This is a genomic window from Klebsiella sp. CN_Kp106, from assembly GCF_040064575.1.
Taxonomy (GTDB): Bacteria; Pseudomonadota; Gammaproteobacteria; order Enterobacterales; family Enterobacteriaceae; genus Klebsiella; species Klebsiella michiganensis.
In genome coordinates, this window is the sequence record NZ_JBEAIG010000044.1 from 47983 (window position 1) to 73994 (window position 26012).

General features: G+C 55.9%; 28 protein-coding genes. 17 read left to right on the top strand and 11 right to left on the bottom strand.

Annotated features, from left to right (window positions below; all coding sequences use genetic code 11):
• Window positions 1-22: 22 nt before the first annotated feature.
• Both garL and garP read right to left on the bottom strand, forming a co-directional pair.
• Entirely contained in the window at window positions 23-793 is a 771-nt protein-coding gene (gene garL / locus ABLU96_RS11775) for a 2-dehydro-3-deoxyglucarate aldolase (protein WP_025108328.1), read from the bottom strand.
• Window positions 794-821: 28 nt separating this feature from the next.
• Entirely contained in the window at window positions 822-2156 is a 1335-nt protein-coding gene (gene garP, locus ABLU96_RS11780) for a galactarate/glucarate/glycerate transporter GarP (protein ID WP_032751391.1), read from the bottom strand.
• Window positions 2157-2674: 518 nt separating this feature from the next.
• On the opposite strand from garP, the gene garD reads away from it, so the two are divergent.
• Window positions 2675-4246 (top strand): galactarate dehydratase, encoded by a 1572-nt coding sequence (gene garD / locus ABLU96_RS11785; RefSeq protein WP_014226951.1) that lies wholly within the window; start codon window positions 2675-2677, stop codon window positions 4244-4246.
• Between the two features lie 51 nt (window positions 4247-4297).
• Here the strand turns inward: garD and ABLU96_RS11790 are convergent, their stop codons facing one another.
• Both ABLU96_RS11790 and ABLU96_RS11795 read right to left on the bottom strand, forming a co-directional pair.
• Window positions 4298-5245 carry a sugar kinase gene (locus ABLU96_RS11790; protein ID WP_064380295.1) on the bottom strand — a complete coding sequence of 316 codons (948 nt, stop codon included), beginning with the start codon at window positions 5243-5245 and terminating at the stop codon, window positions 4298-4300.
• Between the two features lie 10 nt (window positions 5246-5255).
• Window positions 5256-6050 carry a DeoR/GlpR family DNA-binding transcription regulator gene (locus ABLU96_RS11795; protein ID WP_162097181.1) on the bottom strand — a complete coding sequence of 265 codons (795 nt, stop codon included), beginning with the start codon at window positions 6048-6050 and terminating at the stop codon, window positions 5256-5258.
• Window positions 6051-6402: 352 nt separating this feature from the next.
• Between ABLU96_RS11795 and ABLU96_RS11800 the strand changes: the two genes are divergently transcribed.
• The 10 genes from ABLU96_RS11800 to ABLU96_RS11845 all read left to right on the top strand — a co-directional run bounded on the left by ABLU96_RS11800 (window position 6403) and on the right by ABLU96_RS11845 (window position 16039).
• Window positions 6403-7257: a tagatose bisphosphate family class II aldolase gene (locus tag ABLU96_RS11800; RefSeq protein WP_014839619.1), complete on the top strand. Its 855-nt coding sequence runs from the start codon at window positions 6403-6405 to the stop codon at window positions 7255-7257.
• Window positions 7258-7281: 24 nt separating this feature from the next.
• Window positions 7282-8196 (top strand): 1-phosphofructokinase, encoded by a 915-nt coding sequence (pfkB, locus tag ABLU96_RS11805; RefSeq protein WP_064404307.1) that lies wholly within the window; start codon window positions 7282-7284, stop codon window positions 8194-8196.
• A gap of 10 nt (window positions 8197-8206) precedes the next feature.
• Window positions 8207-9619: a PTS fructose transporter subunit IIBC gene (locus tag ABLU96_RS11810; RefSeq protein ID WP_032720221.1), complete on the top strand. Its 1413-nt coding sequence runs from the start codon at window positions 8207-8209 to the stop codon at window positions 9617-9619.
• Between the two features lie 10 nt (window positions 9620-9629).
• Window positions 9630-10445, top strand: a complete 816-nt coding sequence (locus tag ABLU96_RS11815; protein WP_064404309.1) for an HPr family phosphocarrier protein — start codon at window positions 9630-9632, stop codon at window positions 10443-10445.
• A gap of 176 nt (window positions 10446-10621) precedes the next feature.
• A complete protein-coding gene (gene gatZ / locus ABLU96_RS11820) occupies window positions 10622-11893 on the top strand; it encodes a tagatose-bisphosphate aldolase subunit GatZ (RefSeq protein ID WP_064404311.1) in 1272 nt (423 codons plus the stop codon).
• Window positions 11894-11907: 14 nt separating this feature from the next.
• A complete protein-coding gene (gene gatA, locus ABLU96_RS11825) occupies window positions 11908-12375 on the top strand; it encodes a PTS galactitol transporter subunit IIA (protein ID WP_014226959.1) in 468 nt (155 codons plus the stop codon).
• A 26-nt stretch (window positions 12376-12401) separates the two neighbouring features.
• Window positions 12402-12686, top strand: a complete 285-nt coding sequence (gatB, locus tag ABLU96_RS11830; RefSeq protein ID WP_004106023.1) for a PTS galactitol transporter subunit IIB — start codon at window positions 12402-12404, stop codon at window positions 12684-12686.
• Between the two features lie 5 nt (window positions 12687-12691).
• Window positions 12692-14065 carry a galactitol-specific PTS transporter subunit IIC gene (locus ABLU96_RS11835; protein WP_017145366.1) on the top strand — a complete coding sequence of 458 codons (1374 nt, stop codon included), beginning with the start codon at window positions 12692-12694 and terminating at the stop codon, window positions 14063-14065.
• Window positions 14066-14111: 46 nt separating this feature from the next.
• On the top strand, window positions 14112-15155 hold the full coding sequence (gene gatD, locus ABLU96_RS11840; RefSeq protein WP_064404313.1) for a galactitol-1-phosphate 5-dehydrogenase: 1044 nt from the start codon (window positions 14112-14114) through the stop codon (window positions 15153-15155).
• Window positions 15156-15265: 110 nt separating this feature from the next.
• Window positions 15266-16039, top strand: a complete 774-nt coding sequence (locus tag ABLU96_RS11845) for a DeoR/GlpR family DNA-binding transcription regulator (protein ID WP_049079965.1) — start codon at window positions 15266-15268, stop codon at window positions 16037-16039.
• Between the two features lie 64 nt (window positions 16040-16103).
• Here ABLU96_RS11845 and ABLU96_RS11850 read toward each other — a convergent pair whose 3' ends face one another.
• Complete coding sequence (locus ABLU96_RS11850; protein WP_049079966.1) at window positions 16104-17105, bottom strand: Fic family protein; 1002 nt, start codon at window positions 17103-17105, stop codon at window positions 16104-16106.
• Between the two features lie 4 nt (window positions 17106-17109).
• Window positions 17110-17973, bottom strand: coding sequence for a 16S rRNA (cytidine(1402)-2'-O)-methyltransferase (gene rsmI / locus ABLU96_RS11855; protein WP_064404314.1), 864 nt, complete (start codon window positions 17971-17973; stop codon window positions 17110-17112).
• Between the two features lie 63 nt (window positions 17974-18036).
• Between rsmI and ABLU96_RS11860 the strand changes: the two genes are divergently transcribed.
• Genes ABLU96_RS11860 through dolP form a run of 4 tightly spaced genes read left to right on the top strand, consistent with a single transcriptional unit; the run spans window position 18037 to window position 21660 of the window.
• Window positions 18037-20118 (top strand): penicillin-binding protein activator, encoded by a 2082-nt coding sequence (locus ABLU96_RS11860; protein ID WP_064404316.1) that lies wholly within the window; start codon window positions 18037-18039, stop codon window positions 20116-20118.
• Window positions 20076-20462, top strand: coding sequence for a YraN family protein (locus ABLU96_RS11865; RefSeq protein ID WP_014226966.1), 387 nt, complete (start codon window positions 20076-20078; stop codon window positions 20460-20462). Before ABLU96_RS11860 ends, ABLU96_RS11865 begins: the two co-directional genes overlap by 43 nt.
• Window positions 20463-20484: 22 nt before the next feature.
• Window positions 20485-21075, top strand: a complete 591-nt coding sequence (gene diaA, locus ABLU96_RS11870) for a DnaA initiator-associating protein DiaA (RefSeq protein ID WP_002918211.1) — start codon at window positions 20485-20487, stop codon at window positions 21073-21075.
• A gap of 9 nt (window positions 21076-21084) precedes the next feature.
• Window positions 21085-21660: a division/outer membrane stress-associated lipid-binding lipoprotein gene (gene dolP / locus ABLU96_RS11875; protein ID WP_004125578.1), complete on the top strand. Its 576-nt coding sequence runs from the start codon at window positions 21085-21087 to the stop codon at window positions 21658-21660.
• Window positions 21661-21767: 107 nt separating this feature from the next.
• On the opposite strand, the gene ABLU96_RS11880 is transcribed toward dolP, so the two are convergent.
• Both ABLU96_RS11880 and ABLU96_RS11885 read right to left on the bottom strand, forming a co-directional pair.
• Complete coding sequence (locus ABLU96_RS11880) at window positions 21768-22808, bottom strand: permease (RefSeq protein ID WP_064404317.1); 1041 nt, start codon at window positions 22806-22808, stop codon at window positions 21768-21770.
• Between the two features lie 69 nt (window positions 22809-22877).
• On the bottom strand, window positions 22878-23528 hold the full coding sequence (locus ABLU96_RS11885) for an NAD(P)H-binding protein (protein WP_046878314.1): 651 nt from the start codon (window positions 23526-23528) through the stop codon (window positions 22878-22880).
• 128 nt (window positions 23529-23656) lie between these two features.
• Between ABLU96_RS11885 and ABLU96_RS11890 the strand changes: the two genes are divergently transcribed.
• Window positions 23657-24175, top strand: coding sequence for a type 1 glutamine amidotransferase domain-containing protein (locus ABLU96_RS11890; RefSeq protein ID WP_004854517.1), 519 nt, complete (start codon window positions 23657-23659; stop codon window positions 24173-24175).
• Here ABLU96_RS11890 and ABLU96_RS11895 read toward each other — a convergent pair.
• The gene (locus ABLU96_RS11895) at window positions 24155-24598 is read right to left on the bottom strand and encodes a YhbP family protein (RefSeq protein ID WP_046878315.1); all 444 of its coding nucleotides are present in this window, start codon (window positions 24596-24598) and stop codon (window positions 24155-24157) included. The genes ABLU96_RS11890 and ABLU96_RS11895 overlap by 21 nt on opposite strands.
• A gap of 55 nt (window positions 24599-24653) precedes the next feature.
• On the opposite strand from ABLU96_RS11895, the gene ABLU96_RS11900 reads away from it, so the two are divergent.
• Entirely contained in the window at window positions 24654-24938 is a 285-nt protein-coding gene (locus tag ABLU96_RS11900) for a GIY-YIG nuclease family protein (protein WP_004854522.1), read from the top strand.
• On the opposite strand, the gene ABLU96_RS11905 is transcribed toward ABLU96_RS11900, so the two are convergent.
• Entirely contained in the window at window positions 24925-25428 is a 504-nt protein-coding gene (locus ABLU96_RS11905; RefSeq protein WP_004125592.1) for an N-acetyltransferase, read from the bottom strand. The genes ABLU96_RS11900 and ABLU96_RS11905 overlap by 14 nt on opposite strands.
• A complete protein-coding gene (locus tag ABLU96_RS11910; protein ID WP_004854523.1) occupies window positions 25422-25946 on the bottom strand; it encodes an SCP2 domain-containing protein in 525 nt (174 codons plus the stop codon). Before ABLU96_RS11910 ends, ABLU96_RS11905 begins: the two co-directional genes overlap by 7 nt.
• Window positions 25947-26012: the final 66 nt, after the last annotated feature.

A 26012-nucleotide genomic window follows, 5' to 3' on the forward strand; every position in this document is an offset into this window, starting at 1 on the left:
ATCTCTCTAGTTTCGGTGGTGGTTATTTCTTAAAGGAGTCAGCCAGCTTCTGCGTGGCAGAACGGAAAACGCCCAGGTCGCTGCCGACGGCAACAAAGGTCGCGCCCCATTCCAGATAGCGGCGCGCGTCGGCTTCAACCGGCGCCAGAATGCCGCTCGGCTTACCGTGCTTTTTCGCGCTGGCAAAAATGTGCTGAATAGCTTTCTGCACTTCCGGATGGGAAGCATTGCCCAGATGGCCCAGCGCAGCGGCCAGATCGCTTGGGCCGACAAAAATACCGTCAACGCCCGGCGTGGCGGCTATCGCATCAACGTTATCCACGCCCTGCTGGCTCTCAATTTGCACGAGAATGGTGATGTTGTTGTTCGACTGCGCGAAGTAATCCGGCACGGTGCCAAACATATTGGCGCGGTGCGAGACGGATACACCGCGAATGCCTTCTGGCGGATAGCGGGTTGAGGCGACGGCGTTAACCGCCTGCTCTTCCGTTTCGACAAACGGAATCAGGAAGTTATAAAAACCGATATCCAGCAGACGCTTAATAATCACCGGCTCGTTGGTCGGTACGCGAACGACCGGCGCGCTGGCGCTGCCTTTCAGCGCCATCAGCTGCGGGATAAAGGTTGAGATGTCGTTCGGCGCATGTTCGCCGTCCAGTACCAGCCAGTCGAAACCTGCCAGACCTAAAACTTCGGTGCTAATCGGGCTCGCCAGCGCGGACCAGCAGCCGATCTGAACCTGATGCGCCGCCAGGGCCGCCTTAAATTTGTTCGGGAAGATATCGTTGTTCATCGTTTATACCTTGTCACTTAACCGTTAATTATTTCTGCAGTTCCATGCGTTTGATGTCGCCGACCACAAACAGATAGCAAACCATCGCCATCAGGGCCGAGCATCCGACGAAGACCAGCGCTGCGTTGAATGAGTGCAGCTCGCTCACCAGGTAACCGATAACCAGCGGGGTTACGATGGAAGCGACGTTACCAAATACGTTAAAGACGCCGCCGCACAGGCCGACAATCTCTTTCGGCGCGGTATCGGAAATCACCGGCCAGCCCAGCGCGCCGAACCCTTTACCGAAGAAAGCCAGCGCCATCAGGGTCACCACCAGCGCGGTGTTATCGGTGTAGTTACACAGAATGATGGTGGAAGCCAGCAGCATTCCGAGGACGATCGGCAGCTTACGCGCCACGGTGATGGAAAAACCGCGTTTAATCAGATAGTCGGAGAACACCCCGCCCAGCACGCCGCCGGCAAAACCGCACAGCGCCGGAATCGATGCGACCAGACCCACTTTCAGAATCGACATGCCCTTTTCCTGCACCAGATAAATCGGGAACCAGGTGAGGAAGAACCAGGTGATGGTATTGATAAAATATTGGCCGAAGAACACGCCCAGCATCATGCGGTTGGTCAACAGCTGCTTGATATAGTGCAGTTTAGGTCCGCTGGTCGCCGCGCTGCCGGGCTTTTTATGGTCCATATCAACGACGGCGCCGTTCTCGGAGATAAACTTAAGCTCCTCCTGCGTCATGCGCGGATGGTCGGTGGGGTTATGGATCAGTTTTACCCACAGGCCGGTCAGCACAAAGCCAATCACGCCCATGACGGTGAAGACATGCTCCCAACCCCAGGCGAAGGTCAGCCAGCCCAGCAGCGGCGAGAACAGCGCCAGGGAGAAATACTGCGCGGAGTTAAAGATCGCCGATGCGGTCCCGCGCTCTTTCGTCGGAAACCACGCCGCGACGATACGGGCGTTTGCCGGGAAAGATGGCGCTTCAGAGAAACCCAGCATAAAGCGCATAAAAAACATTGAGATACCCGCCCACGCCAGTGGAAACATATCCACAAAGCCTTGCAGGAAGGTAAACAGCGACCAGAAGAACAGGCTGTAAGAGTAGACTTTCTTCGAGCCAAATTTATCGAGCAGCCAGCCGCCGGGGATCTGCATCAGCAGGTAGGCCCAGCCGAAAGCGGAGAAAATATAGCCCATCGAGACCGCGCTCAGCTGCAGCTCTTTCGCCACCTCTGTACCGGCGATCGAGAGCGTCGCCCGGTCGGCATAGTTAACGGCGGTAACAATGAAAATGATCAACAGAATTAAATATCGAGTTGGCACTTCCCTTTTCTGTTCTATCGTTGCATCCAGACTCATCTAATATTCCTCAGGTACAACACACCTTCCATTATTTATTTTGGCGTGATTCTTCATTATTCAGAAATCAATATCAGGAGGTATCGATTTACTTATCCGGCGCATTGCAAGCATGACTCAGTATAATCAGCTTGCGAGCGTTAAACACTGTGCATATAACCTGTAAATGGCGTTTAATTATCGTTATTGTTGTGCAAATGCAATAATCAGTGGGCGCTGTTCCACAGTTCCAGCGATTTCCCTCTTTAACGTATTCGCCCGCGCAGCAATGGGTGATTTAGATCACACTTTCAGATTCAAACACCTGACATTCTCTATTTCATAAATTTGCACATCAGAAATTGAATATACCCTAAATATTTCGAGTTGCATGACGGCGGCAGCGCAGGGAATCCCCAGGAGCTTACTAAAGTAAGTGACTGGGGTGAGCGAGGAAAGCCAACGCACATGCAGCTTGAAATATGATGGGTATAAACGTTTTATTTTATTATTCGCACCTTGCTGGAGAATACTGGACAATGGCTGATATTGAAATTAGACAAGAATCGCCAACGGCGTTTTATATAAAAGTAGACGAAACGGATAACGTGGCGATTATTGTTAACGATCGAGGTTTAAAGGCCGGAACGCGTTTCCCTGACGGGCTCACGCTCGTTGAACATATCCCGCAAGGCCATAAAGTCGCGCTGGTCGATATTCCCGTCCACGGTGAAATCATCCGCTATGGCGAAGTGATTGGCTATGCGGTACGCGATATTCCGCAGGGCAGCTGGATTGACGAATCGCTGGTCGAACTACCGAAAGCGCCGCCGCTGCATACCCTACCGCTGGCGACCAAAGTCCCGGCGCCGCTGCCGCCGCTGGAAGGCTATACCTTCGAAGGCTATCGCAACGCCGACGGTAGCGTGGGCACCAAAAACCTGCTCGGCATTAGCACCAGCGTGCACTGCGTGGCGGGCGTCGTCGATTATGTGGTGAAAATTATCGAACGCGATCTGCTGCCGAAGTATCCCAACGTCGATGGCGTTGTGGGTCTCAACCACCTGTATGGCTGCGGCGTGGCGATTAACGCTCCGGCGGCGGTCGTCCCGATCCGCACCATTCATAACCTGGCGCTCAATCCAAACTTCGGCGGCGAAGTGATGGTGATTGGCCTTGGCTGCGAAAAACTGCAGCCGGAGCGCCTGCTGGAAGGCACCGACGATGTGAAAAGTATCCCCGTGGATAGCGCCAGCATCGTCAGCCTGCAGGATGAGAAGCACGTCGGTTTTAAATCAATGGTAGATGACATTCTGCAGGTCGCCGAGCGCCACCTGGAGAAGCTGAACCAGCGCCAGCGTGAAACCTGCCCGGCCTCCGAGCTGGTTGTCGGTATGCAGTGCGGCGGCAGCGATGCGTTTTCTGGCGTCACCGCCAACCCGGCGGTGGGCTACGCGTCCGATCTGCTGGTGCGCTGCGGGGCGACCGTTATGTTCTCGGAAGTCACCGAAGTGCGCGATGCGATCCATTTGCTGACGCCGCGCGCCATCAACGAAGAAGTCGGAAAACGCCTGCTGGAGGAGATGGCCTGGTACGATAACTATCTCGATATGGGCAAAACCGACCGCAGCGCCAACCCCTCCCCGGGCAACAAGAAAGGCGGCCTGGCGAACGTCGTCGAGAAAGCGCTGGGCTCTATCGCTAAATCCGGGAAGAGCGCGATTGCCGAAGTGCTCTCTCCGGGGCAGCGCCCGACCAAACGCGGGCTGATTTACGCCGCGACGCCGGCGAGCGACTTTGTCTGCGGTACTCAGCAGGTGGCTTCCGGGATCACGGTGCAGGTCTTTACTACCGGTCGCGGTACGCCGTACGGCCTGGTCGCCGTGCCGGTCATAAAAATGGCGACGCGTACCGAGCTGGCAAACCGCTGGTACGACTTAATGGATATCAACGCGGGAACCATCGCCACCGGAGAAGAAACCATCGAAGAGGTAGGGCTGAAGCTGTTTGAATTTATTCTTGATGTCGCCAGCGGCCGCAAGAAGACCTTCTCGGATCAGTGGGGATTGCACAATCAGCTGGCGGTGTTTAACCCGGCGCCGGTGACGTGATGGATTAAAGCACATTATCCCGCTCGTGATGCTTCGGGCGGGATACCTCTGCTATTGATGCGCGTTAAGAAAGTCCTCTATCTGCGCCTTCGTGGACGTTCCCTCCATCGGGCCACGGCGGGAAATCGCCAGAGAGCCGCTGGCGTTGGCCCATCTCAGTGCCTCATGCGGCGATGCGCCGGACAGGAACAGGCTGACAAAGGTCGCGCCGAAGCAGTCGCCAGCTCCCGTTGGGTCCACGACCGGGACATGAAAACCGGCAACATGATGCGTTTCCCGGGCGCTGAAATAGCTCGCTCCGCGCGGGCCGCGTTTAATCACCACGTGCTTAACGCCGCGCTTTAAAAGCTTATCCACCAGCACCCGTTCATCGCGCCCCGGGTTGAGGCCAAAATAATCCAGTTCGCCATCGCTGGGCAAAAAGATATCGGTGTAATCAAGGATATACTCAAAGGCCTGCGACATTTCAGGGATATTCAGCATCTCTTTACGGATATTCGGATCGAACGAAACCGTGCCGTTGCGCGCTTTGATATTTTCAATCGCTTTACGCATCGCGTCGATCATGCGAAACGAAAACAGCGAAGAGCCCATAATGTGAAAATGGTTGCACTGGCTAAGCAGAGTGTCGTCAATATGGTCCGCGGTTAGCAGACCGCAGGCGCTGTTTGGCATGTTAAAAATAAAATCGCGCTGCGCCTGGCTGCGGTAGCTCACAAAAGCGCTGCCGGTGGTCGCCTTTTGCAGTATGGCGATGCCATTAATATTCACGCCGTCGCTTTCCAGCCGCGCGATATTCATTTCACCAAACGCATCGTTGCCAACGCAGCTAAAAAGCACCGACCCTAACCCCAGCTTTGCCACCTGATCGGCGAAAATTGCCGGCGCGCCGCTGGGATATGGCCCCCAAAACTCTCCCGGGCGCGAAAAGCCCTGGTTCTCTTCTTTTGCCAGAAACTCCACCAGTAGTTCGCCGATGGTGCAAATGGTCACATTCATCATCGCTCCTTTACTTTGCCTTTTGCAAAGCAGGGTTGAGCCATGTCAGGCACTCGTTATTGGTATAGCTGTTAGTCAGGCCAGCGGCGAGAAGGCGGGCATGATACTCCGCGGCGACAATCTGCGGCGTCACGATGCCGCTAATTTGCTGCAAATCGCCAATCGGGTAGCGCTTGTCGCCATAGACCGGACGATGCGCGACGACCGCAATCGCCCTCTCACTTTGCGCCACCGCTTCGCTCAGCAGGCGGGCGCTGGCTTCCTGTCTGACGCTTAAGGTGCCATCTTCAGCAATGTGGTCGACAGCGATCAGCGCTCGCGAGGGACGATAATGACCCAGCGCGCTCAGCGCCAGATCGCCTTCGACTATTTTGCCGCTACTCCCCAACACACCGCCGAGCAGCACGGTTTCTCCATTCAGGAACTCCTGCGCCAGCGGCACATGCGCCAGGTCGTTTAATAGCAGGCAGAGCTCGTCATAACCGGCAAGGAAAGGGATCACTTTGCGTAAGATTGATCCCTGCCCCAGGAACAGCGTTTCGCTATCTTCGATCTGTGCGGCGATCTGGCGCGCCATTTCGGTCTCCAGCGCTTTGTCCGTGGCAACCGGGGCTTCCTGAGCCAGGGCGACCGGAGCGCCGGCCTGGGAAGTATAGATTGCGCCGCCAAACGAGCGCTTCAGGTAGCCCTGCTGTTCAAGGTAGTTCAGGTCGTTACGGATCGTTACCCCTGAAACAGCCAGCATTTCAGCCAGGTCGTCGACTTTGATCTCTCCGTTCTTGCGCACGATCTCCGCGATGTCCAGGCGCCTTTTCAGCAGACTTGTAGACGGTTTTGCCACAGTGTTGTGCCTTCTTATTTTCTCCCAGAATAACTTTCATTTTTAAATTTCCCCGCTGCATTGTCAAACGCAAGGCCTTCCATACCTGTTTCACATCGATTTAAAAACATTTAATTCAGTAAGTTACATAAGACATCGTCGTTTAAGATACTTTTAAAAAAGAAAACAAACAAGACTATATAACTTTCATTTTTAAAATTATATCACTGTTGTGTGCGATTGATCACAACAATACGTCGAGACGATCGCTACATTACTTTCAAAATGAAGATTAAAAACACAAAAGTACTTACAACATGAAAGTAAAGGAGAACGAATGTACATTATTTCGAGTAAAAACATGCTGTTGAAAGCTCAGCGCCACGGCTATGCCGTTCCCGCCTTTAATATCCACAACCTGGAAACGATGCAGGTGGTGGTAGAAACCGCCGCCGAACTGCGTTCTCCGCTGATCCTTGCCGGCACCCCGGGAACTTATAGCTATGCAGGAACCGGGAACGTGGTGGCGATCGCTCGCGATCTGGCTAAATACTGGGATCTTCCCTTAGCGGTCCACCTCGATCACCATGAAGATCTGACCGATATCACGCATAAAGTGCAGGCCGGTATCCGCTCGGTCATGATCGACGGTTCACACTCGCCTTTTGAAGAAAACGTCGCGTTAGTCAAGAGCGTGGTTGAACTGAGCCATCGCTATGATGCCAGCGTTGAAGCCGAACTCGGCCGTCTGGGCGGCGTGGAGGATGATTTAGTGGTCGATGCAAAAGATGCGCTGTATACCAACCCGGAACAGGCGCGCGAATTTGTCACCCGCACCGGCATCGACTCGCTGGCGGTGGCTATCGGTACGGCGCACGGCATGTACGCCGCAGAACCCAAACTCGATTTTGAGCGCCTCGCCGCCATTCGCGATCGCGTTGACGTCCCTCTGGTTCTTCATGGCGCATCCGGGCTGGCCGATAGCGATATCCGCCGGGCAATCTCTCTGGGCGTGTGCAAAGTCAACGTCGCTACCGAGCTGAAAATCGCGTTCTCCGATGCCCTGAAGCAGTACTTCGAGGAAAATCCGGACGCTAACGATCCGCGTCATTACATGAAACCGGCCAAAGCGGCGATGAAGGATATCGTACGCAAAGTCATTCACGTTTGTGGCTGTGAAGGACAACTGTAATTTTCGGATCGAAGGAGCAATGTCGTGATCCATACCCTGACACTCAATACGGCAATCGATATGAATATCTTTTGCGATCCGCTGAAGCCGTCGGCAGTGAACCGAACCCGGCACACCGAATATTGCCCGAATGGCAAAGGAGTGAACGTTTCGCTGATATTAAATCACTATCAGCAACCCACTCACATTATGGGTATTTTCGGTGGTTTCACTGGCCGTTATATCGTGGAAGAGTTACGTCAGAAAAAAATTAAAGTGACGCCGACATGGGTATCTGAGCCAACCCGAATTAATATTTTTATAAATGACGGCGCAGAGGAATATAAGCTCGTTAACCCCGGTGCAAAAATTGATGACGAGTGTAAACAGCAGGTTATTCATCATCTGCAATGCGTCACCTCCGGGGATTATTTAGCGATCAGCGGCAGCCTGCCGCCGGGAATTGAAAGCCGGTTCTATAGCGAGATCATTGAATTATGTCAGCAGAAAGGCTGCGAGGTTATCCTCGATATCAGCCATCCGGTTCTGCGCCAGCTGCTGGAATTACGGCCATTGTTGATCAAACCCAACGATGACGAGCTGCGGGAAATATTTGGTCTCGACGTCAGCAACCATCAGCAGGTACGCGAAGCTATGCGTACCCTGCATCAGTTGGGCGCTCGCAACGTGCTGCTGACGATGGGCGCGGAGGGCCTTTACTTTTCCGATGGCGCAAGCGTGTGGTTTTGCTCCGCACCGAAAATTGACCTGGTCAGCTCCGCCTGCGCCGGCGACGCCGCGCTGGGCGCCTTTCTCAGTAAATGGCTTAACGAAGAAGATGTCGCTCACGCCCTGGCACTAGCCAGCGCGACCGGCGCCGACGTCGCCGGTTCCGCCGGATTAGGAAATTTACAACGCACAGAAGAATTATTACAGCAAATTCAGGTCGTTCAATTATAAAGGTCCGATTATGAAAAAAATTATTGCAGTTACCGGCTGCCCTACGGGTATTGCACATACTTTTATGGCTGAAGAAGCCTTAAAAACCGCAGCGAAGAAATTAAATGTCGACATTAAAGTGGAAACCAACGGAGCTTCCGGCGTTGAAAATGCCATTACCCCCGCAGATTTAGAAGATATTTATGGTGTAATTATTGCCGCCGATAAAGACGTTAACGCCGAGCGATTTAATGGTCTGCCGGTCATTGAGGTTCCGGTTAAAGAAGCCATTCATCATCCGGTCGATTTAATTAATAAAGTGATCGGCGGCCAGGCGTCGCGCCGTCAGGGTATTTCTTCCTCGCCGGAGTCACCGGAGAAATACGCACAAGAGTCTTTCGGACGCCAGGTTTATAAGCACCTGATGAGCGGCGTATCCAACATGCTGCCGTTTGTGGTCGCCGGGGGGATTTTAATTGCCATCTCCTTCCTGTGGGGTATCTACTCAGCCGATCCGAACTCGCCGCAGTATAACGTTATTGCCGCGACGCTGATGAAAGTAGGCCAGCAGGCCTTCTCAATCATGGTGCCGATTTTTACCGCTTATATCGCCTGGTCTATTTCCGGCCGCCCCGGTATGGTTGCGGGCTTCGTCGGCGGCTTACTGGCCAACGCGACCGGCGCAGGCTTTCTCGGCGGGATTATCGCTGGTTTCGCCGCCGGTTATTTTATGTTGCTGATCCGCAATATGCTCAACGGCCTGCCGCGTCAGTATGAAGGGCTGAAATCGATCTTCATTATGCCGCTCGTTGGCGTGCTGGTAATAGGCGTGATGATGGTGCTGCTGGGCCAACCTGTCGCCGCCATCAACAACGCAATGATGAACTGGCTGAGTTCATTACAGGAAGCAAACCCGATTCTGCTGGGTATTGTGGTAGGCGCGATGTGCTCCTTCGACTTCGGCGGTCCGGTGAATAAAGCCGCCTACGTCACCGGTACGCTGCTGCTTGGCCAGGGGAACTACTTCTTTATGGCCGGGGTTTCCGCCGCCTGCATTACGCCGCCGCTGGTTATCGCGCTGGCGACAACCTTCTTCCCGAAAGGCTTCAGTGAAGAAGAGCGCGCCGCCGGGATGGTCAACTATATCCTCGGCTGCACCCATATTACTGAAGGCGCTATTCCGTTCGCCGCGAAAGATCCTTTACGCGTCATCCCCATGATGATGATCGCCTCTTCCATCTCTGCGGTTCTCAGCTATAGCCTGCAAATCCAGGTTCCTGCTCCGCACGGCGGCTTCCTGATCCTGCCGCTGGTAAGTAAACCGCTAATGTGGGTGCTGTGTATTCTCGCCGGTTCTGCCTGCGGCGCGGTCATGCTGGGATGCTGGAGGCTATGGCAAAAACGGACCCAGGAAGCAGCGACGCTTGCCGGTGCCATTAAATAAGGAGCTATTTATGCAACTGACTTGCGCAGATATCCATTTCGATCGCGCGATCAAAACGAAAGATGAAGCGCTGCAACGCGTCGTTGGCAGATTAACCGAAGCCGGGCATACCACGCCCGCTTATCTGAACGGCATGCGCGACCGCGAAGGGCAAATCAGCACGTACCTTGGCAACGGTATTGCCATTCCTCACGGCACGCCGCAGAGCCGCGATGCGGTACTGAAAACCGGTGTCAAAGTACTGGCCTGCCCGCAGGGGGTGGATTGGGGAGAAGAACAAGCGGCTTTTCTGATTGTGGGGATCGCCGCGCAGGACAACGAACACCTTGATATTCTTCGCCAGCTTACCCACGCCCTGAGCGACGAACGCGTACCTGCAGCGCTATCGCGCGCTGAGAGTCCGCAGGCGGTGCTGGAGATTCTGGCCGGCAATATCTTCCCGGCCGAAGGGGAAGAGATGGAACCGCCCCCGGCGTTCGATGAAGAGGCGACTTTTACCCTGCGCAATCCCCACGGACTGCACGCGCGGCCAAGCGCTGTACTGGTGAAAGCGGTGAAGCAGTGGCGATCGCAAATTCAGGTGGAAAATCTCGACACCCGTTCCGCTATTGTTGACGCCAAAAATCTGATGCGGGTGGTGTCTCTCGGCGCAAAACAGGGACATCGGCTGCACTTTATGGCCAGCGGGGAAGATGCCCATCAGGCGCTGGAGGCTATCGGTACGGCCTTTAATGCCGGATTAGGCGAAATTGCCGCTCAACCGCAGCAGGTCGTTCAGCCAGCAGAAAAGCCTAAACGGAGCTGGATTTCACGAATATTTAGTTAAATTTCAATAAATTAAAAACGCTCTGCCGTCATCGCCAGAGCGTTTTTTTATCTTTAACTTTCGTAACATTACGTTTTATCTTTCTTTTTTTCGAGATTGATCACAAATCAAAACAAAGGAGTTTGCTAGCAAAACAAAACATAACGAATATATTCGAAAGAAAACGGAGGTTTTAAATGAAAGATATTATTTCCCGCCACAAAGCTGGCGAACACATCGGCATCTGCTCAGTTTGTTCCGCGCATCCGCTGGTTATCGAAGCCGCGCTACGTTTCGATCTGCATACCAACAACAAGGTTCTTATCGAAGCAACCTCTAATCAGGTTAACCAGTTTGGCGGCTACACCGGAATGCAGCCTGCGGACTTCCGTGATTTCGTGAATAAAATTGCCCGCGAAGTCGGTTTCCCGTCAGAGCGCATCATCCTTGGCGGCGACCATCTCGGGCCGAACTGCTGGCAGGGCGAACCCGCCGCCGAAGCGATGGAAAAATCGGTCGATCTGATTAAAGCCTACGTCGCCGCGGGCTTCAGCAAAATCCATCTCGATGCCTCAATGTCCTGCGCTGACGATCCGGTACCGCTGGACCCGGCCGTCGTCGCCGAACGTGCCGCTCGCCTGTGCCAGGCCGCGGAAGAGACGGCAACCGACGCGCAGAAACGCCATCTGACCTACGTGATCGGCACCGAAGTTCCGGTTCCCGGCGGCGAAGCCAGCACCATCGGCAGCGTCCACGTGACCCGCGCCCAGGATGCGGCGGCAACGCTGGAAACCCATGAAGCCGCCTTCCGCAAGCTGGGTCTTAACGCAGCGCTGGAACGCATCATTGCTATCGTGGTGCAGCCCGGCGTTGAGTTCGACCATACGCAAATTATTCATTACCAGCCGGAGGCCGCCAAAGCGCTCTCCGCGTGGATCGAAGGCACGCCGATGGTCTATGAAGCGCACTCGACTGATTACCAGTCTCGTCAGGCCTACCGGGCGCTGGTGCGCGACCATTACGCCATCCTGAAAGTTGGCCCGGCGCTAACCTTCGCGCTGCGCGAAGCTATTTTTGCCCTCGCGCAAATGGAAAATGAGCTGGTCGCTCCGGAATCCCGCAGCCGCGTGATGGAAGTGATTGATGAAGTAATGCTTAACGAGCCGGGCTACTGGAAGAAGTACTACCGCCCGACCTGGAGCCAGGCAATGGTGGATATCCACTTCAGCCTCTCCGATCGCATTCGCTACTACTGGCCGCATCCGCGTATTCGCCAGAGCGTGGAAAAGTTAATTGCAAACCTGACCGAAACTAAGCTGCCGCTGGGCCTTATCAGCCAGTATATGCCCGTGCAGTTTGAACGACTGTCGTTAAACGAACTCGCCGCCGTGCCGCACGACCTCATCCTCGACAAAATTCAGGATGTGCTGCGTGCCTACCGTTACGGCTGTTCATCCGAAATCGCCTGAAGTAAAGAGGATTTATGAGTCAATTGTTTGTTCGTACCGGCATTCATTTTAGTTCCAGCCGGCAGGCGCTGGAGCACATTGGCGAAGAGATGCTGGCGCGCGGCGTTGTGCACGACAGCTATCCACTGGCGCTGCTCGAACGAGAAGCAACTTTCCCCACCGGCATTGCGCTGGAGCAGCACGCGGTCGCGATTCCCCACTGCGAGGCGGTACATGCGAAGTCTCCGGCTATCTACCTGATTCGCCCGGACAACCCGGTCCCTTTTCAGCGTGCTGACGACGACGGCGAAATCGACGTTTCGTTAATCATCGCGCTGATTGTAGAAAATCCGACTGCACAGCTACAGCTGCTGCGCCGGTTATTTAGTGAGCTACAGAACCCGAACACGCTTGAAGCATTGCTGGCTGCCTCACAGGAGCAGCTGCCCGAGCTGTTTCGGCACTCTATCCTTGAGTCAGAGCCCAGCGCTCAGGCTTTATAACAGACTGATAATAAAAGGGGTACCCTATGAAACGTAAAGTAATCGTCGCCTGTGGCGGCGCTGTCGCCACCTCGACCATGGCCGCAGAAGAGATCAAAGATCTGTGCGCGGACCACAGCATCGAGCTGGACCTGGTGCAGTGTCGGGTGAATGAAATCGAAACCTATATGGACGGCGCGCACCTCATCTGCACCACCGCCCGGGTTGACAGAACATTTGGCGACATTCCGGTGGTTCACGGTATGCCTTTCATTTCTGGCGTAGGCATTGAAGAACTGCAGCAAAAAATCCTGAACATCCTGACGGAGTAACGCCCATGTTTAGCGAAATCATGCGTTATATCCTCGACCTTGGTCCAACGGTGATGCTGCCGATCGTGATCATCATCTTCTCCAAAATACTGGGGATGAAGCTCGGGGACTGTTTTAAATCAGGCCTGCACATCGGGATTGGTTTCGTCGGTATCGGCCTGGTCATCGGCCTGATGCTCGACTCTATCGGCCCGGCGGCGAAAGCGATGGCGGAGCATTTCCAGATTAACCTGCACGTGATTGATATTGGCTGGCCGGGGTCGTCGCCGATGACCTGGGCATCGCAAATCGCGCTGGTGGCGATTCCCATCGCCATCGCGGTCAACATCTTCATGCTGGTCACCCGAATGACTCGCGTCGTGAACGTCGACATCTGGAACATCTGGCATATGACCTTTACCGGCGCAATGCTGCATATCGCGACCGGTTCTTACTGGATTGGGATTCTTGGCGTAGTGGTGCATGCGGCTTTCGTCTACAAGCTCGGCGACTGGTTTGCGAAGGATACCCGCGACTTTTTCGGCCTCGATGGTATTGCTATTCCGCACGGTAGCTCGGCGTATTTAGGGCCGATAGCGGTGCTGGTCGATACGATTATCGAAAAAATTCCCGGCCTGAACCGCATCCACTTCAGCGCTGACGACATCCAGAAACGCTTCGGTCCGTTTGGCGAACCGGTCACCGTCGGTTTTGTAATGGGTCTGGTCATCGGCGCGCTGGCGGGCTACGACCTGAAGGGCATCCTCCAGCTGGCGGTGAAAACCGCGGCCGTAATGCTGCTGATGCCGCGCGTCATCAAACCTATCATGGATGGCCTGAACCCGATTGCCAAACAGGCGCGTAAACGTCTGCAGGCGAAGTTTGGCGGCCAGGATTTCCTGATTGGTCTCGATCCGGCGCTACTGCTTGGTCATACCTCGGTCGTATCGGCCAGCCTGATCTTTATTCCGCTAACTATTCTGATCGCGGTTGTGGTGCCGGGTAACCAGGTCCTGCCGTTCGGCGACCTCGCAACCATTGGATTCTTCGTCGCCATGGCGGTGGCGGTACACCAGGGGAACCTGTTCCGCACGCTGATTTCCGGGATCATCCTGATGGGGATAACGCTATGGATTGCCACGCAGACCATCGGCCTGCATACCCAACTGGCGGCTAACGCCGGGGCCCTGAAGACAGGCGGCCTTGTGGCCTCAATGGACCAGGGTGGTTCACCGGTTACCTGGCTGCTCATTCAGCTCTTCACCTGGCAAAACGTGGTGGGTTTTGTGGTTATCGGCGTCATCTATGTTGCCGGCGTGCTGTTGACGTGGCGTCGGGCGCGCAGCTTCGCCGCCGCAGAGAAAGCAACCGCCGCGCAGCAAAGCCCGAGCGTTTCTTAATCTCAAGGGGGAGCATTCGCTCCCCCGGACATTTCTGGAGAATATTATGCAATCAGTGGTTATCCATGCTGAGGGGACAGTGCGCGTTGAAGAACGCCCGATACCGACTCTACAAACGGAAAACGATGTCCTGGTCAAAGTCGTCAGCTCCGGATTGTGCGGTTCTGATATTCCGCGCATCTTCGCCAAAGGCGCCCACTACTATCCCATCACCCTGGGTCATGAGTTCAGCGGCTATGTTGAATCTTACGGCTCAGCGGTGACCGACCTGCAGCCGGGCGACGCGGTAGCCTGCGTGCCTCTGCTCCCCTGTTTTAACTGCCCCCAGTGCCAGCGCGAATACTTCTCTCTCTGCAAACAGTACCAGTTTGTCGGTTCGCGCAGCGAAGGCGGAAATGCGCAGTACGTGGTGGTCAAACGCGCCAACCTGTTCCGTCTACCGGACCAGATGCCGATTGATGACGGCGCGTTTATTGAACCGATGACCGTCGGCCTGCACGCCTTCCATCTGGCTCAGGGCTGCGAAGGGAAAAACGTCATTATTATTGGCGCAGGCACAATTGGTTTGCTGGCGTTGCAGTGCGCCCGCGAACTGGGCGCCAAAAGCATTACGGCAATCGATATCAACCCGCAGAAGCTGGCGCTGGCAAAAACGCTCGGCGCAACGCACGTCTTTAACAGCAAGGAGATGAGCAGCAAACAGATTCAAACGGCGCTGGAAGAGATTCAGTTCGACCAGCTGGTGCTGGAAACCGCCGGTACGCCGCAAACCGTGGCGCTGGGCATTGAGGTCGCCGGACCGCGCGCGCAGCTGGCGCTGGTGGGTACCTTGCACCATGACTTAACGCTGCCTTTCGCCACCTTTGGCCAGATTCTTCGAAAAGAGCTGACTATTGTCGGCAGCTGGATGAACTACTCGGGCCCGTGGCCGGGAAAAGAGTGGCAAACGGCGGTTCGCCTGCTGACGGAAAAACGCATTCAGCTTGCCCCGCTTATCACCCACATCGGCGATGCCGAAAGCTTTGCCCGCGAAGTCCAGGCGCTCAACGGTGCGCCGATGCAGGGGAAAATCCTGCTTAAACTCTCCTGACCAACTGAGCCAGCAATCAGAGCTGGCTCACATAACCTTTCGAAAATTATCGTTCAACTTTCATTACCCTTCGATTACACTAAGATCAGTTAATTATCAGGCAAATTAATATGAACTCATTCGAGCGAAGGAACAAAATTGTCGAAATGGTCAATACGCAGGGTAGCGTATTGGTGCTGGACCTTTCGAATCTCTTTGGCATCTCCGAAGTGACGATCCGGGCCGATCTCCGTTTGCTGGAAGAAAAAGGGTTACTCACCCGCTTTCACGGCGGTGCCGCAAGGCCCGGCAGCAATTTGACCGAAGGAGATAATCTGGAAGTGGTACTTGAAGATCGTTATCAGTTGGCCAGCGATCCGAAAAAACGGATAGCCCAGGCCGCGGCGGCGATGATTAGCGAAGGCATGACGGTGATCCTGGATAGCGGCAGCACTACCCTACTGATTGCCGAGGCGCTGGTACGTATGACCAATATTACGGTGATTACCAACAGCCTGCCCGCGGCGTTCACGCTATCCGAAAACAAAGATATCACCCTGGTGGTCTGCGGCGGCACCGTACGCCACAAAACACACTCCATGCACGGCACCATCGCCGAACGTTCACTCCAGGGCATCAGCGCCGATCTGATGTTCGTCGGCGCAGACGGCATCGATACCACCAACGGCATCACCACCTTCAACGAAGGTTACTCCATCAGCGGCGTCATGGCCGCCGCGGCACATAAAGTAATTGCCGTGCTGGACGCCAGCAAATTCAATCGCCGCGGGTTCAATCAGGTTCTACCGATGGAGAAAATAAACTGCGTGATTACCGACAGCGAAATAAATGAAGAACATCGGAAGGCATTAAAAAGTACCGGGATTGAGTTACACATCGTATAGAAAATAAGGCAGATGCGGTGACATCTGCCCTATTGACCATCACGTTTTGTACGCTGATAACCCGCTAAAGAATGCGCCAGGCTCCCCTTTTTTTTGCGCCGGTCCGCTGTAATCTTCCCTTTTGCTGCAGCGTCTTCAGATACCGCTCAACGGTTCTGGCAGAAACATCTATTTCCTGAGCCATGTCTTTCGCGGTGCGCGTGGGTTCTTTAGACAAAAGCTTGAGGATCCGTTCCTCAACGGCCGCCAGCATTTCCACTTTTTCTTCCGACATTTCTTCCGACATTTCTTCCGACAGAGAAGCTGTTTGTCCCATGCCATCTTTCAACGCGATAACCATATTTTCCAGCATAAATTCAATAAACGGCGTGCTGTCACTCTGGCTATCACACATCCCTAAAACCTGGTAATAGCGCTCCTGCTGATAATGCATCAACGTTTCAACTGGTAGCCAGGCAAGCTCCGCGCGCCATTGGCTAAGAATTAAGGTTTGCCACAGGCGTCCCATTCGGCCATTACCATCGGCAAATGGATGGATAAACTCAAATTCGTAGTGGAAGACAGCTCCAGCGATAAGCGGATGAATGTCAGTGACTTTCAGCCATAGCAGCAACTCGTTTATCAAACGCTCGACCTGAGAGGCGGGGGGAGCCATATGAACCAGTCGGGTATCCCGGAAGATCCCGACATCTCCGTCACGCAGCTGGCCAGGGTTATCAACCAGCCCTATCATCAGCGTCCGGTGGGCGGTCAAAAGATCGGTTAACCGGTGGCTTTTCCATGTAGGCATTTTTTCATATGCCAGAAGAGCGTTTCTCACTTCCTGAATATCTTTTGCTGGCGCAAGAACACGTTTACCCTCCACTAGCGCAGTGACCTGATCGGTACTCAGGCTGTTATGCTCTATCGCCAGCGACGCCTGAATCGTACGAATACGATTCTCTTTTCGCAGAAGGGGGGAGGCTCGTCCCGTTTGAGCTGACCAGTGCCCTAACAGCTCACCAATCTCAACAACCAGATTGAGAATGGCAGGAGTAATGCTAAACGGCGGCTGGTAATGACTCATGCGATTAGTCTCCCTGCTGCTCCAGGGCATACTTATACAGGGCGTTTTTCTTCACGCTGTGGATTTCCGCAGCCAGCGCGGCGGCTTTTTTCAGCGGCAGCTCAGCCTGCAGCAGGGCCAGCGTACGCAGCGCTACCGCCGGCAGCGCCTCTTCCTGCGCTTTAAAACCTTCTACGATCAGCACCATCTCGCCTTTACGGCGATTTTCGTCCTCTTTCACCCATGCCAGCAGCTCGCCGATCGGCGCTCCGTGAATCGATTCCCAGGTTTTGGTCAGCTCACGCGCCAACACCACGTAGCGGGACTCCCCCAGCACAGCGCAGATATCCTCCAGGCTTTCCAGCAGACGGTGGGTAGACTCATAAAAAATAATCGTCCGCGGCTCTTCTTCCAGCGCCTTCAGCGTATCGCGACGCCCTTTGGATTTGGCAGGCAAAAAGCCTTCATAGCAGAAGCGATCCGAAGGCAGACCCGCCGCGCTCAGCGCCGCAATCGCCGCACAGGGGCCGGGCAGAGGCACCACGCGAATATTAGCTTCACGGCAGGTGCGCACCAGATGATAGCCGGGATCGTTAATCAGCGGCGTTCCGGCGTCGGAAACCAGCGCGATGTTTTGCCCCGCTTTAAGCTTCGCGACCAGCGTTTCCGCCTTTTGCTGCTCGTTGTGGTCATGAAGCGCGAATAAACGGGCGTTGATAGCAAAATGCTGCAGCAGCAAACCGGTATGGCGGGTATCTTCCGCTGCAACTAAATCAACGGCTTGCAACACTTCCAGCGCGCGTTGCGTGATATCAGACAGATTCCCTATCGGAGTGGGCACAATATAGAGCTGTCCCTGAGAATTATCTGCTGATTCGTGTTGTTTCATTGTCTCGTCCGTATTGCCGAATTAATATTGAGCATTGAGCCAAAAAAATATCACTGGACACATATGGTACCGTCAACATTTCTTCGTTCTAAACCCGTGCGTTGTCTGCCCGTACTGCTGGCCGCGCTGATCTTTGCCGGCTGCGGTACCCATACTCCGGATCAAAGTACGGCGTATTTGCAGGGTACGGCCCAGGCAGACTCCAGTTACTATCTGCAACAGATGCAGCAAAGCACGAATGATAGCAAGACCAACTGGCAATTACTCGCCATTCGTGCACTGCTGAAGGAAGGTAAGAAACCGCAGGCGATCGACCTGTTCAACCAGCTACCGTCTAATCTCAACGGTGCGCAAAGCCGCGAAAGGTCGCTGCTGGCGGTGGAAGTGAAGCTGGCGCAGAACGATTTCCAGGGCGCGCAGACGCTGCTCAGCAAGCTCGACCCGGCAAGCCTTGAGGAGAACCAGCTGCCCCGCTACTGGCAGGCGCAAATTGACGCCAGCCAGGGTCAACCCTCGCTGAACCTGCTGCGGGCCCTGATTGCCCAACAGTCGCTGTTAAGCCTGCCTGCGCAAAAGCAGAAAAACATCGACGCGACCTGGAAAGCGCTCACCGCCATGACCAAAGATCAGGCCAACGCGCTGGTCATTAACGCCGATGAGAACGTCCTGCAGGGCTGGCTGGATCTGCAGCGCATGTGGTTTGATAACCGCAGCGATCCGACGATGCTCAAGGCGGGAGTGAAAGACTGGCAGACTCGCTACCCGCAAAACCCGGGGGCGAAAATGCTGCCGATGCAGTTAGTGAATATGCAGAACTACCAGGCCGCATCGACCAATAAAATCGCCCTGCTGCTGCCGTTAAACGGCCAGGCGGCGATTTTTGGCCGCACGATCCAGCAGGGCTTTGAAGCGGCGAAGAACGGCGCGCCTGCCGTTGCAGGAAGCGCAGTACCCGCCCAGGTCGCCCAGGCGGCGAACGTTGCCGAAAGCGCCGTAGTCAGCCCATCGCAGGCGGAGGTCACCGATCTGACGACCACCAATAACGCTCAGACTCCGGTACAGGCGCCAGCGGCCGACCAGGCGCAAACCGCGGCGCCGGTCACCGCGCCGGCGGTAGTACAAGCCCCGACGCCGGAGGCCACCAGCCAGCCGGCGGAAGCGCCGCAGGCTCAGGCCGTCGCCGCAACGCCAGCCAACCCTTCCGCAGAACTGAAAATCTACGACACCACCGCTCAGCCAATGAGCCAGCTGCTGGCCCAGGTGCAGCAGGATGGCGCGACCATCGTCGTCGGTCCGCTGCTGAAAGATAATGTCGAAGATGTCATCAAGAGCAATACCTCGCTGAACGTGCTGGCGCTCAATCAGCCGGAAAAAGTCGAAAGTCGGGCCAATATCTGCTATTTCGCCCTCTCGCCGGAAGATGAAGCCCGCGACGCGGCGCATCACATTCACGATCAGGGCAAACAGACTCCGCTGCTGCTGGTGCCTCGCGGCGCCCTGGGCGATCGGGTGGTTACCGCCTTCGCCAACGAGTGGCTGAAGCTGGGGGGCGGTACCGTCCTGCAACAGCGCCTGGGCTCCACCGCCGAGCTGCGCGGCAGCGTCAACAGCGGTATTTCGCTAAGCGGTACGCCGGTCTCAACCCTGCCGTCAGCGCAAGACAGCGCCCTGGGTAGCCCGAGCGATGTGCCGGTCAGCAGCACCGGCGGCGTCGACGCCGCGTATATCCTGGCCACGCCGGAACAAATCGCTTACATCAAACCGATGATCGCCCTGCGTAACGGCAGCCAGAGCGGCGTGACGCTCTACGCCAGCTCCCGCAGCGCCCAGGGGACTTCCGGACCGGACTTCCGTCTGGAGATGGAAGGTCTGCAATATAGCGAGATCCCGATGCTGGCGGGAAGTAACCCTGCCCTGCAGCAGCAGGCGCTGGCCGCCGTTCGTAACGACTACTCGCTGGCGCGCCTGTACGCCATGGGCGCCGACGCCTGGTCCCTTGCCAACCATTTCTCGCAGATGCGCCAGGTTCCCGGCTTTGAGCTGAACGGCAATACCGGCGATCTCACGGCCACTCAGGATTGCGTGATCAACAGGAAACTGTCATGGCTCAAATACCAGGGTGGGCAAATCGTCGCGGCCAACTAAGTAAACAGACCGGCGATGCCTGGGAAACCCAGGCGCGCCGCTGGCTGGAGAGCCAGGGTCTGCGTTTTATCGCCGCCAACGTCCGCGAGCGCGGCGGCGAGATAGACCTCATCATGCGCGACGGCAGCGTCACCGTCTTTGTCGAAGTACGCTATCGTCGCAGCGCAAACTACGGCGATGCCGCCTCCAGCGTGACGCCGCAAAAGCAACAAAGACTGCTCAAAGCCGCGCGTCTGTGGCTCTGCCGACAGAATGGGAGCTTTGAGACTGTGGATTGCCGTTTCGATGTGGTAGCCTTCACCGGAAACGACATCCAATGGCTAAAAAACGCCTTTGGCGAATAGCGTAAACGAATTAAGGGATCCCGTGCTCGACAGAATCAAAGCCTGCTTCACCGAAAGCATTCAAACCCAAATTGCAGCAGCGGAAGCACTCCCGGACGCCATCTCCCGTGCGGCGATGACGCTCGTTCAGTCGCTGCTGAACGGCAACAAAATCCTCTGTTGTGGTAATGGCACTTCCGCCGCCAACGCACAGCATTTTGCTGCCAGTATGATTAACCGTTTTGAAACAGAGCGTCCTGGTTTACCCGCCATTGCACTAAATACCGATAATGTGGTCTTAACCGCAATTGCCAACGATCGCCTGCATGACGAAATCTATGCTAAGCAGGTGCGAGCGTTGGGACACGCCGGCGACGTGCTGCTGGCGATTTCTACGCGCGGCAACAGCCGGGACATCGTGAAAGCCGTGGAAGCGGCGGTCACCCGCGATATGACTATCGTGGCGTTAACCGGTTATGACGGCGGTGAACTGGCTGGCCTGTTAGGGCAGCAGGACGTCGAAATCCGCATTCCGTCGCATCGCAGCGCGCGAATTCAGGAAATGCACATGCTCACCGTCAACTGTCTGTGCGATTTGATCGATAACACGCTTTTTCCACACCAGGACGATTAAGGAGAACACATGAAGGCTCTCTCGCCCCTCGCCATTCTGCTGTCTGCGCTACTGCTTCAGGGATGCGTTGCTGCCGCGGTAGTCGGAACGGCAGCAGTCGGCACTAAAGCCGCGACGGACCCGCGTACGGTAGGTACTCAGGTGGACGACAGCACGCTGGAACTGCGCGTTAACAGCGCGCTGTCGAAAGATGAACAAATTAAGAAACAGGCCCGCATCAACGTGACCGCCTACCAGGGCAAAGTTCTGCTGACCGGGCAGTCCCCAACGTCCGATCTCTCCGCGCGCGCGAAGCAAATCGCTATGGGCGTAGAAGGTACGACGGAGGTGTTTAACGAAGTGCGTCAGGGCCAGCCGATCGGCTTAGGAACCGCGTCTTCGGATACCTGGATCACCACCAAAGTCCGCTCCCAGCTGCTGGGTACCGACCAGGTGAAATCCTCCAACGTGAAGGTGACAACCGAAAACGGTGAAGTGTTCCTGATGGGTCTGGTCACCGACCGTGAAGGACGCGCGGCGGCGGATATCGCCAGCCGGGTGAGCGGCGTGTCTCGCGTCACCACCGCCTTTACCTATATCAAGTAAGCGTCTCTGCCTCCCGGCCTGCGCCACGCTGAGCCGGGCTACGTGTTCACCGTTGGCTGTGGGCCGGTAGCCCGGACAGGCGCGCAGCGCCGCCTCCGGGAAGATCATCAGAGTAAAGCGACGCCCCCAACCACCGCGCCGCACAGCGCCACCAGCCCGCCGGTCAGCCACAGCGCCTTCGCCGGGAACGCTTTACGCAGCATAATCAGTGACGGTACGCTGACAGCAGGCAGCGTAATCAGCAGCGCCAGCGCGGGCGCCATGCCCATACCTGCCAGCATCATGGTCTGCACAATCGGGATCTCCGCCGCCGTCGGTATCACAAACAGACAGCCGGCAATCGCCATGGCAATCACCCAGAACAGCGTATTCTCCACCACGCCATCGGCGTGAGGGAATAGCCACACCCGCGCGGCGCCCAGCACCAGAACCGCCAGAATATAAACCGGGATGGTATTCCAGAACAGCGTCCACAGCGCGCGCAGCCAGCGGCTGAAGAAGCCTTCCTGCGCGGTTTCCGCAGGCAATTCAGGCACATCTGCGGGCTGCGTCGCCGCTTCTTTCACCCATTTCTGAACCAGCGTGGCGACCACCAGCACAGTCGCCAGTCCCGCCAGCAGGCGAATCAGCGCAAACTGCCAGCCCAGCACGAAGCCCATAAACACCAGCGTCGCCGGGTTGAGCAGCGGATTGCCCAGCCAGAATGCCAGCGCGCCGCCCATGGATACCTGCTGTTTACGCATTCCCGCAGCCACCGGCGCGGCGCAGCAGGTGCACATCATCCCCGGCAGAGAGAACGCGGTCCCCAGCAGCGTACCGCGAAAACGCGATTGCCCTAACGTGCGCCACAGCCAGTCACGCGGGATCAGCACCTGAATGAGCGATCCCAGCAGCACGCCTAATACCGCCGCTTTCCATACCGCCAGGAAATAGACCAGCGCGTAATCCCAGGCCGCAGCGAAAGGATTCGCATCGCTATTTGCAAGAATGGATTTGCCGATACTGTGCGTCTCAGCGGCGGTAAAGGCTTTGCCGTAATAGGGCTGCCATTTAACGAACCACAGACCAACGATAACGACGAGAAAAAACAGCGCGGGCTTCCACCATTGAAACGGTGCTGCCGCCTGAGATGAAGACTGACCAGCCATAGCATTCCCCAGGGAGTGTCATGATAAATTGAGGACATGAATACTACGCCTCCGGGGAAACTTTGGAAATCAGTAATCCCCCGCGCGCGCGGCCCTCTCGCGCAGCTGCGACGAGGAGAGAATGCGGACGCCTTCCTGCGCGGGCGAGAGCGCCTCCGCGAGTAGCGCGCTTGCCACGTCCCGCGCGTCTATCGATTTCAGGTTTCCCGGCAGCAGGCTAAAAAGCGGCGCAAGGAGCGTCTCGCCGGCGCGTTTTTTTTCGCGCTCGCCTACCAGCATTGATGGACGGGCAATCGTCAACCTCGGCCACTGCTGCGCAATCAGCGCCTCTTCCATCTCGCCTTTTACCCGATTATAGAAAAAGGGGGAATGCGCGTTCGCCCCCATCGCGCTGACCACCAGCATATGCTGCGCGCCCAGCTTTTTCCCCACCAGCGCGGTATCAATGACCAGCGTATAATCGGCATGCACAAACGCCTCTTTGCTTCCCGCTTCCCGGCGGGTGGTCCCCAGGCAGCAGAAAACAATATCGACCGGATCGACCACCTGCGCCAGCGCATCCGTGAGCTGCGGATCGTGCGGGTTAAATACGCCGGAGATATCGCTCAGCGGCCGACGCGTGGGCGCAGCAATGGACTTAATATCCTGTGCGTTGAGTAGCATTCGCAGTAAGTGACCACCAACTAACCCGGTTGCCCCCGTTAACAGTACTTGACTCATCGAAACTCCTTTGCAGATTTTTCTATGTTGCGATCCCAGCCTCATGTTCCAGACTTAATACTCTACGAGGTAATTATCCATCATCATCAGGGAAATGCCTCATTCCACACCGAAACACTGGAGGAAGAATGAGTAAGAAGATAGCCGTTTTAATTACCGACGACTTTGAAGACTCGGAGTTCACCTCACCCGCGGACGCCTACCGTCTGGCCGGACACAAGGTGGTGACCATTGAAAAACAGGCGGGGAAGAAGGTAAAAGGGAAAAAAGGGGAAGCTGAAGTCGTTATCGATAAAGCCATTGATGACGTCAGCCCTGCCGACTTCGACGCCCTGCTGCTGCCGGGCGGATATTCACCGGACTCGCTGCGCGGCGACGAACGCTTTGTCACCTTCACCCGCGATTTTGTCAACAGCGGCAAACCGGTCTTCGCCATCTGCCATGGCCCGCAGCTGTTGATTAGCGCCGATGTGATTCGCGGGCGTAAACTGACGGCCGTGAAGCCTATCGTAGTCGACGTGAAAAACGCCGGTGGCGAATTCTATGACCAGGAAGTGGTTATCGACAACGAACAGCTGGTGACCAGCAGAACCCCGGACGACCTGCCGGCGTTTAATCGTGAAGCCTTACGCCTGCTCGGCGCCTGATTCGCGCAGCCAGTGCAGCTTTTTCCCAAAGCCCAGCGTGTTATCGGTGAACTTGATCTCATCGGGACGAATCTCCCAGACTGGCGCCGATAGCATGCGGGCGACAGGAAAACGGCTGACGTAGCGCTTGCGCATCGCCGCCTCTTCTTCCCCGGTGAGGCGGCGAATTTTACCTTTGAACTGTACGCCGCGGATCAGCGCCACGCTCTTTGGCTGGCCGTTGACCGTCCCGGCCACGTTGGCGCTTTCCCCGGTCATTTGACCGTGGCGCGTTTTTTCATCGCTGAGCAGATAAAATGCGACCTTCTCCGGGTCATAAACGTAAAAAGCATTGGCGCACCACAGCTCATCATCGCGGGCGACGCACCAGGTCACGACGTGCTGCTTACCCAGCCAGCGGCCGATCGCGGCGAGCGTATCCATCTTTACTCTCCAGTATGTTATGGTGTTCACACCTTAACATAGCGACCTCTGTACCGTGTGCTGGTTTCTCTATCTGATTCGTACCGCCGATAATCGCCTTTATACCGGGATTACCACCGATGTTTCACGCCGCTTTTGCCAGCACCAGACTGGCAAGGGCGCGAAAGCGCTGCGTGGAAAAGGCGAGCTTGAGCTGGCCTTCAGTCAGGAAGTTGGTGAACGCTCACTAGCGTTACGGCTTGAGTATCGTATTAAGCAGCTAACGAAGCGCCAGAAAGAGCGCCTCGTTGCCGGGGACGGTTCATTTGAGGCGCTGCTGGAAAGCCTCAGAAGCGATTAAAGTGGTCGCTATATTCGACCAGCCCGCTCACGCCGTTCAGCGCGTCATCGGCCAGACGATGCACCTGGAAAGCCTCAGCGCTATCGGGCCAGCGGCAGCGCAGATCGAAACGCGCCGCGGGTTCAAAGCCCAGACGGCCATAGAGCGCCGGATCGCCAAGCGTCACGACGGCGGCATAGCCAAACTCGTTCAGGGAATCGAGCCCTTCATAGACCAGCTGACGCCCGATGCCCTGACCGCGGTAGCTTTCATCGACCGCCAGCGGAGCCAGTCCAACCCACTGCAGCTCTTCGCCTTCGACGGCGACCGGGCTAAAGGCCACGTAGCCTACGACCTGACCTTCGTCATCCGTCGCCACCACGCCCAGCGTGATCAGGCCATCTTCACGAAGACTGTGCACCAGCTGCGCTTCCGCGTCGCCGCCGAAGGTACGACGCAATAGAGCATCGATACCCGGCGCATCAATCCCAATCTCTACTCGAATCAGCATGCCTCACCTACCGATGTCTGTTCAGGTTTCTGCGGGCCTTTCAGGCCAGCTTCAACAAAGTCCGCCAGCTGCAGCAGCATAATACGCAGCGCCTTTGGCATCTGCTCCAGCTCAATGGCATCCATCAGGTTTTTTACATACAGTCCCAGCTCGGTATCGCCTTCGATAACCAGGCGACGCTGGAAGAACAGCGTATCCGGATCCTGCTTACGCGCCGCGATCATCAGCAGGTCGCTGGCGTCGGCGCTGAAGCTAACGTCCGCTTCAGCCGCAGGGCTGACCACCAGACGACCGTCCACCACCGAGGTATACCACAGCAGGCCGATGTCGCGCACATGAATACTTAACCAGCGCCCCTCGAGAAACTCCAGTTCCCCATCCGCCAGCGCCTGGCGAAATTGCCAGCTTAATACCTGTTCCAGCACCTGGCGCTTGAGGGCAAATGGCGCCAGCTTAACCGGCACGCTCATCATCGACGGGCCAAAGTGAACCAGTTTGGAACGCAGTTTATCCAACACAAGCTTTACTCCATGAATGCAATAGTTCCTCTATTGTGCCATATCAAATAAACGACATAGCGGCGT

Bases quoted from the DNA above. Each gene is read 5' to 3' on its own strand.
- ABLU96_RS11800 (WP_014839619.1), top strand. From the start codon at position 6,403: ATGTACATTATTTCGAGTAAAAACATGCTGTTGAAAGCTCAGCGCCAC.
- gatZ (WP_064404311.1), top strand. From the start codon at position 10,622: ATGAAAGATATTATTTCCCGCCACAAAGCTGGCGAACACATCGGCATC.
- ABLU96_RS11860 (WP_064404316.1), top strand. From the start codon at position 18,037: ATGGTACCGTCAACATTTCTTCGTTCTAAACCCGTGCGTTGTCTGCCC.
- ABLU96_RS11880 (WP_064404317.1), bottom strand. From the start codon at position 22,808: ATGGCTGGTCAGTCTTCATCTCAGGCGGCAGCACCGTTTCAATGGTGG.
- gatD (WP_064404313.1), top strand. From the start codon at position 14,112: ATGCAATCAGTGGTTATCCATGCTGAGGGGACAGTGCGCGTTGAAGAA.
- dolP (WP_004125578.1), top strand. From the start codon at position 21,085: ATGAAGGCTCTCTCGCCCCTCGCCATTCTGCTGTCTGCGCTACTGCTT.
- rsmI (WP_064404314.1), bottom strand. From the start codon at position 17,973: ATGAAACAACACGAATCAGCAGATAATTCTCAGGGACAGCTCTATATT.
- ABLU96_RS11810 (WP_032720221.1), top strand. From the start codon at position 8,207: ATGAAAAAAATTATTGCAGTTACCGGCTGCCCTACGGGTATTGCACAT.
- garD (WP_014226951.1), top strand. From the start codon at position 2,675: ATGGCTGATATTGAAATTAGACAAGAATCGCCAACGGCGTTTTATATA.
- garL (WP_025108328.1), bottom strand. From the start codon at position 793: ATGAACAACGATATCTTCCCGAACAAATTTAAGGCGGCCCTGGCGGCG.
- ABLU96_RS11890 (WP_004854517.1), top strand. From the start codon at position 23,657: ATGAGTAAGAAGATAGCCGTTTTAATTACCGACGACTTTGAAGACTCG.
- ABLU96_RS11815 (WP_064404309.1), top strand. From the start codon at position 9,630: ATGCAACTGACTTGCGCAGATATCCATTTCGATCGCGCGATCAAAACG.
- ABLU96_RS11850 (WP_049079966.1), bottom strand. From the start codon at position 17,105: ATGAGTCATTACCAGCCGCCGTTTAGCATTACTCCTGCCATTCTCAAT.
- gatB (WP_004106023.1), top strand. From the start codon at position 12,402: ATGAAACGTAAAGTAATCGTCGCCTGTGGCGGCGCTGTCGCCACCTCG.
- ABLU96_RS11835 (WP_017145366.1), top strand. From the start codon at position 12,692: ATGTTTAGCGAAATCATGCGTTATATCCTCGACCTTGGTCCAACGGTG.
- garP (WP_032751391.1), bottom strand. From the start codon at position 2,156: ATGAGTCTGGATGCAACGATAGAACAGAAAAGGGAAGTGCCAACTCGA.
- ABLU96_RS11895 (WP_046878315.1), bottom strand. From the start codon at position 24,598: ATGGATACGCTCGCCGCGATCGGCCGCTGGCTGGGTAAGCAGCACGTC.
- ABLU96_RS11905 (WP_004125592.1), bottom strand. From the start codon at position 25,428: ATGCTGATTCGAGTAGAGATTGGGATTGATGCGCCGGGTATCGATGCT.
- gatA (WP_014226959.1), top strand. From the start codon at position 11,908: ATGAGTCAATTGTTTGTTCGTACCGGCATTCATTTTAGTTCCAGCCGG.
- ABLU96_RS11790 (WP_064380295.1), bottom strand. From the start codon at position 5,245: ATGAATGTGACCATTTGCACCATCGGCGAACTACTGGTGGAGTTTCTG.
- ABLU96_RS11885 (WP_046878314.1), bottom strand. From the start codon at position 23,528: ATGAGTCAAGTACTGTTAACGGGGGCAACCGGGTTAGTTGGTGGTCAC.
- ABLU96_RS11845 (WP_049079965.1), top strand. From the start codon at position 15,266: ATGAACTCATTCGAGCGAAGGAACAAAATTGTCGAAATGGTCAATACG.
- ABLU96_RS11865 (WP_014226966.1), top strand. From the start codon at position 20,076: ATGGCTCAAATACCAGGGTGGGCAAATCGTCGCGGCCAACTAAGTAAA.